General features: G+C 56.4%; 6 protein-coding genes and 1 pseudogene. 6 read left to right on the forward strand and 1 reads right to left on the reverse strand.

All coding sequences use genetic code 11. The features are described 5' to 3' along the window. Positions 1 to 66: 66 nt before the first annotated feature. Positions 67 to 396: pseudogene (locus ACM43_RS01035) on the reverse strand (IS481 family transposase); the annotation flags it as partial. Between the two features lie 488 nt (positions 397 to 884). On the opposite strand from ACM43_RS01035, the gene ACM43_RS01040 reads away from it, so the two are divergent. The 6 genes from ACM43_RS01040 (at position 885) to ACM43_RS01065 (ending at position 5,207) form a co-directional block, all read left to right on the forward strand. Next, entirely contained in the window at positions 885 to 1,334 is a 450-nt protein-coding gene (locus ACM43_RS01040; protein WP_157786106.1) for a hypothetical protein, read from the forward strand. A gap of 13 nt (positions 1,335 to 1,347) precedes the next feature. Beyond that, complete coding sequence (locus ACM43_RS01045) at positions 1,348 to 2,334, forward strand: FliM/FliN family flagellar motor switch protein (RefSeq protein ID WP_157786107.1); 987 nt, start codon at positions 1,348 to 1,350, stop codon at positions 2,332 to 2,334. Then, positions 2,331 to 2,993 (forward strand): type III secretion system export apparatus subunit SctR, encoded by a 663-nt coding sequence (sctR, locus tag ACM43_RS01050; protein WP_036032219.1) that lies wholly within the window; start codon positions 2,331 to 2,333, stop codon positions 2,991 to 2,993. Before ACM43_RS01045 ends, sctR begins: the two co-directional genes overlap by 4 nt. Further along, positions 2,990 to 3,250, forward strand: a complete 261-nt coding sequence (gene sctS / locus ACM43_RS01055) for a type III secretion system export apparatus subunit SctS (protein ID WP_036032221.1) — start codon at positions 2,990 to 2,992, stop codon at positions 3,248 to 3,250. Before sctR ends, sctS begins: the two co-directional genes overlap by 4 nt. 105 nt (positions 3,251 to 3,355) lie before the next feature. Then, entirely contained in the window at positions 3,356 to 4,144 is a 789-nt protein-coding gene (gene sctT / locus ACM43_RS01060; protein ID WP_050996326.1) for a type III secretion system export apparatus subunit SctT, read from the forward strand. A 4-nt stretch (positions 4,145 to 4,148) separates the two neighbouring features. Further along, the gene (locus ACM43_RS01065) at positions 4,149 to 5,207 is read left to right on the forward strand and encodes an EscU/YscU/HrcU family type III secretion system export apparatus switch protein (RefSeq protein WP_036032224.1); all 1,059 of its coding nucleotides are present in this window, start codon (positions 4,149 to 4,151) and stop codon (positions 5,205 to 5,207) included. The last annotated feature ends 360 nt before the right edge of the window (positions 5,208 to 5,567 follow it).

The following is a 5,567-nucleotide window of genomic DNA, read 5'->3' on the forward strand; positions in this document are numbered from 1 at the left end:
GGTTCTGGCAGGCTCGTCACCCGCCTCGATACGCCGCCTTCCTCACACCGTCATCACCCAGATTCCGCCATAGCTCTGGAGGCAGCGATGCAGGGATGACCGCGTCAGATGCGGGATGGTCGGCTGCAGCGCATAGAGGCAATCGTCGAGTGGCAGCAGCGTATGCTGCCGGAAAGCAACGATGATCGCCTCCTCCTCGATGGAAAGGACAGTCGACTTGGCTTCCTTGGGGCCAGTCGAACGACCGGTGACAGTCTCGCGCTGCTTCCACTTCGCGACAGTCTTCTGGTTGATCCCGTAGCGCTTAGCGAGACCTCTCAGGCTCTCTTGACTATTTTGTATTGCTCGACGGACTGCCTCCGTCGTGGTGGCGCAGCCGTGTAAAATCTGTCCCATAGCGCTTCCTTCCAATCGTGCGACAAGGATGCACCATCAAAGTCTGGGACTAAACACGTAGCTCTCCCCGCCGAGAGTCTTCCTACCTTTGCCAAATATGGCATGTCATGCCGATCGGCCGCATGTGTGAGTGAACTCCGAAAATCGCACTGGTCCCTACTCATTCAAACCGGCCATTGGACGCTGAGCATGTTGTTCCTCAAAGGCATAGCGTCATCAGCTGGCTCCATATCGAAATTGTATTGGCTCTTGGTCGACAGTGAGTACATGGAGAAGCGGATACTACTCCCTTGAGCGGCTACCTACCTTTTTCCTAGAAAGTCGGTTCCCGACAAATATGATGTCCTGGAGACGTACGCCCAGTGAAAACTACTGTTGTGGTTCGGCAAGTCGGGGTGGTGGTGAATGGTGTGTCCTGCCGAGCGCTTCAACGCGGCTGAGCCAGGTGTCTCAGTCCCACAGCGGTCAAACTTAGCAGAGGAAGTTAGATGCAACTGGCGACAGGGGCTGCGATGCCGTCCATCCAACCACGTGGCCGTTCAATTCCGGTGGCGGCCCAGGTGCCGGAGCACGCGAGTACCGGGGACAACGCTTGTTTGTCGCAACTGATCGAGGAGGCGACCCTAGACACCTGCGAAGGGTCCGTTCGCGCCCCCGATTGCAAGGTTTTATGCCGGCAATATGAAGGTGCACGTAATGCCGAACCGAAATTATTCGGCAATGCGTTTTTGATCGTCAGTTTCCAGATTGATACCCTATGGGTTTGCATCAAGTCCGAGCGGCTTTCGCCTATCCTGCAGGTACATGGCCATGCATTTGCGCGCGATTTGTCCGATCAGCTTGAAATGCGCAACGTGTTGGTCGTCTTCAGCGCAATGTTGGACAAACAACGCAGCAACCGGCGATCTCGCGGATTTGAGACACTATTCTACTACTAAGTGAGACGAGCGCGTGATCGATCTACCCAGCTATGGCCGACGTGAGGCTGCCGCCGTTTCGCGTCTTGCTACACGTCTGCCAATCCCCTTCAACATCGCTGGCATCGACGTGAAAGCTGTCATGCCAGGCTCGACATCTCCGCGCCTTCCAGCAGATTACTGCCGGGCTGTGATGCGCCCACGCGGCCACAGGATTTGCGTCGCAGTTGACTCGGCGCTCCTTCCGGCGGTGGCTGTGCAACGTTGGCCGGAAATTACCGCATTGCCTCTGGGTGACGGCCTGCGAGAAATCCTGTTCGACATTGTCTTCCGAGATCTTGCGATCAAGGTGGAACAATGGTGTGGACATCGGCCGACCTGGTCTTCGGCCGAAACCACTGAAGTGTTTCCGTACGCAATTGAGATTCTTCGCTTGGAGCGTCCAAACGACGTCGTCGGGCTGGTAGAATTCGATGGCAGCGGGCTGCAATGGATCGCCGACTGCTGCTCTGCGCTTCCGGTCGCATGCGCCGCGCTCGATGATCTGCCCGTTTGTCTCGTTCTGCTGGTCGAGCGCATCAGCCTTATCTCGACGGATTTGCATCAACTCGCGTTAGGTGACGTCATCCTGCTGGATACCACCCCGGTCGGCAATGACGGCATCATAACTGTTCTCCTATGCCTCTCTGGCGATCCTTGCTTTCGCGCCTCGATCTGCAATGGCCGCCTTACCGTCCTTTCAGCTGTGGACTGTATGATGGATAGACCGGATCTGCTTCCACCGGAAACCTTCGACAGCATTGATCTTCTTGTTGATGTGCATGCTGGGCGCCTGACAATGCCTCTCAGCCAGCTTCGCGAATTGGCAATCGGCCAGGTGCTGGATCTTGGTTTTGATGCCACGACCAATATCAGCTTGCGCGTCAATGGCCAGATCGTCGCAACCGGCGAACTGGTGCGCATCGCCGAGCGAACGGGTGTGCGCGTGCTTGACTTGCGATTAACACGAGCAGAACGATGACGGCGCTGCCTGATCCCGCGATGCTGATTGTCCTACTCGCCGCCATTGCGATCGCCCCTTTCGTTGCGATTGCCGTCACCTCTTACGTGAAGCTCGTCGTCGTCTTTATGCTCATTCGCAATGCTCTCGGCGTTCAGAACATTCCGCCGAACATGGCGCTGAATGCGATCGCAATCCTGCTCTCGGTCTACATCATGCAGCCAGTGGCTAAAGGTGCGTATGAAGCCGTGCGAGACAAGCCAATCGCATCCCAAGATCTCCGCGAATTAGAGGCAATGGTAACGCTAGCTACTGAGCCAGTTCGCAACTTTCTCTTGAAGAACACGTCGCAACGGGAACGGCAATTCTACGTCAATGCGGTTCGGGGATTGTGGAGCAAGGAGGACGCCGCCGCCATAATGGGCAACGAATTCATGATTTTGATTCCAGCCTTCATCACATCCGAACTGGAAGACGCGTTCAAGATCGGCTTCTTATTGTTTCTGCCGTTTATCGTCATCGATCTCGTCGTGTCGAACATCCTTCTGGCAATGGGCATGATGATGGTTTCGCCAATGACCATATCCTTGCCATTCAAGCTATTCTTGTTCGTTTCCGTGAATGGGTGGCAGCGCCTCATTCATGGCCTCATCTTTTCCTACGCAGGAGCAGCACCATGAGTACCGCCACACTCACCAACATCGCCCTTGGCGCGCTCAAACTGACACTTGTCCTCTCGATGCCTACAGTCCTCGTCGCTACAGGCGTCGGACTGATCGTCAGTGTGGTGCAAGCTCTGACCCAAGTTCAGGAGCAGACACTCTCCTTTGCTGTGAAGCTGATATGCGTGAGCCTGACACTGGCGGCCACCGCGAATTGGTTTACTGAACTTAGCCGGTATATGGTGAACATCTTCGACCAAATCGCCGGGATATAGGTCCGAGGCCTAGGGCCTTGCTAGATTTGCTCTCTTCGCCGGTCGGCACGCAGCAAGAGCGACCGCCGCCAGCTGGCTATCCAAGCGCTAGAGGTAATCCATTCCATGTCGCCACTTGTTCTGGCTCACCTGCATACTTTCCTTGTTGTCCTTGCGCTTGCGATGGCACGCGTAACAGGGATCATGCTCGTCATGCCTTTTCTGAGACGCGGCATGGTGACAGCGCTGGCGCGCAACAGCGTGATTATGGCATTGGCGCTCCCGGTAGCAGGGTTTGCTTGGGCAACCTGGCCTGCGGATCTCGACATCACAAGTCTAATGCCGATGCTGGGCCTAGGACTCAAGGAACTCCTGCTCGGATGCCTCCTAGGCATGCCAGTTGCTGCGACTATGTGGGGGGTGGAAGCCGCGGGCACGTTCATTGACCACCAGAGGGGGGCCACGATGACAAGCCTCTTGAGCCCGGCAGGCGACAATCTGGACTCGGCGCTTGGGACCTTCCTGGCTCAGCTTTACGCTACATGGCTGTTCGTCAGCGGCGGCTTTTCCAAACTACTAGAAGCGCTCTATCGCTCCCATGACATCTGGCCGCTGTGGAGCTTTCATCCTGCATTCGGTCCGATCTTCGTCACCCATATGTTAGATCTCGCAGACCTCGTGATGCTGCTGACGTTGCTTCTCGCCGGTCCAGCCATCGTTGCGATGTTCCTCAGCGAATTGGGCTTGGCACTGGTCAGCCGGTTCGCGCCGCAACTGGAGGTGTTCTTTCTCGCTATGCCGGTCAAGAGTGCAGTCGGCCTTCTGCTGCTCATTCTTTCGCTCACGATCATTTTGGCCAGTGCCGACAAGCATATGCCGTCGTCTATTCTGATCCTCAATCGCATCGCCAGGTGACCGCGTGGCCGGCAGAAGGACCGAAAAGCCGACCCCGACGAGGCTACGGGACTTACGCAAGAAGGGGCAGGTTCCGCACAGTAAGGAAGTCGTGTCGGCGGCGGTGACCCTTGGGTTTTTCGCGCTGTTCTTCGCCTCTTTGCTTGGCCTAGTAGACCGACTTGAGGCAACGATCCTGTTGCCCGCATCGTTTCTCGAAGGGGACTTCCCAATCGTATGCCGAGAGCTCCTCGAGTTTTATTTCGGTGAAGTACAGAGTATGGTCGCACCTTTCCTCGGCGTCGTCCTGGTCATCGGCGTGGGCGCCAACGTGCTGCAGAACGGGGCGATTGTCTCGCCCGAGGCGGTCACGCCATCGCTGAAAAGGCTCAACCCCGGTGAGAACGTCAGAAGGATAGTCTCGCTGCAGAATCTCGGCGATCTAGGTAAGGCAATCGCAAAGGTGCTGATACTCGGGCTCGTCATAATGCTTATGCTGCGCCAAGGTGTGCATGCGCTTGTGTGGACGCCAAGCTGTGGCATATCCTGCTTGAACGCTGTGACGGGTAACCTGCTGCTCGGGATCGCTAGTTATGTGGGGGCGAGCTACCTCGTGATGGCAATTGCGGACTGGGCGTTCCAGCGATGGCAGTTCACGAACAAGAATTTAATGTCGCTGGACGAAGTGAAACGAGAAGTTAAGGAAAAGGAGGGCGACCCGCTCTTCAAAGGGCAACGCCGGCGCCTGCATTCGCAATTGTTAGCCAAGAACGCGATTGAGCAGTCGCGTCGAGCGACCGTATTGATCACCAATCCCACACATATTGCAGTGGCGATTTACTACGATCGGGAGCACGCACCCCTGCCTATGATCGATGGCATCGGCACCGATTCCTTGGCGCAGCACATGATTGATGCCGCGGCGGCTGCCGGAGTGCCGGTGATGCGAAACATTCCGCTGGCGCGCGCGCTTCTGAAGGACGGCTCGGTGGATGAGTATATTCCATCGCACTTGATTGTACCTCTCGCGACGGTTCTGCGGGCGCTCGGAAAACTGGCGGCTGAGACCGGTTATCGGTCCTGACGTCAGATTGGTGGTTGGTCGTAGTCTTCAACAGCCCGAAACATGCCGCCGGTCTGACGGAGCTGCGGTCCTCGCAGCGGCCATAGGCACGAGATATTTGCCTCCTGACGAAGATCTATTTGTTCTGGAGATAGTGCGTGTCTGTCGTATCCCTCCGTTGAGGGCCGCCTTGTTTGACGAACGCGATCGCTGCAGGTCCTAGGGGTAATCCTAGGTGTTTAGTCCCAGACTTTGATGGTGCATCCTTGTCGCACGATTCGAAGGAAGCGCTATGGGACAGAGTTTACACGGCTGCGCCACACGACGGAGGCAGTCCGTCGAGCAATACAAAATAGTCAAGAGAGCCTGAGAGGTCTCGCC

Origin of the sequence: Bradyrhizobium sp. CCBAU 45321, assembly GCF_028128975.1 — a bacterium.
Taxonomy (GTDB): domain Bacteria; phylum Pseudomonadota; class Alphaproteobacteria; order Rhizobiales; family Xanthobacteraceae; genus Bradyrhizobium; species Bradyrhizobium yuanmingense.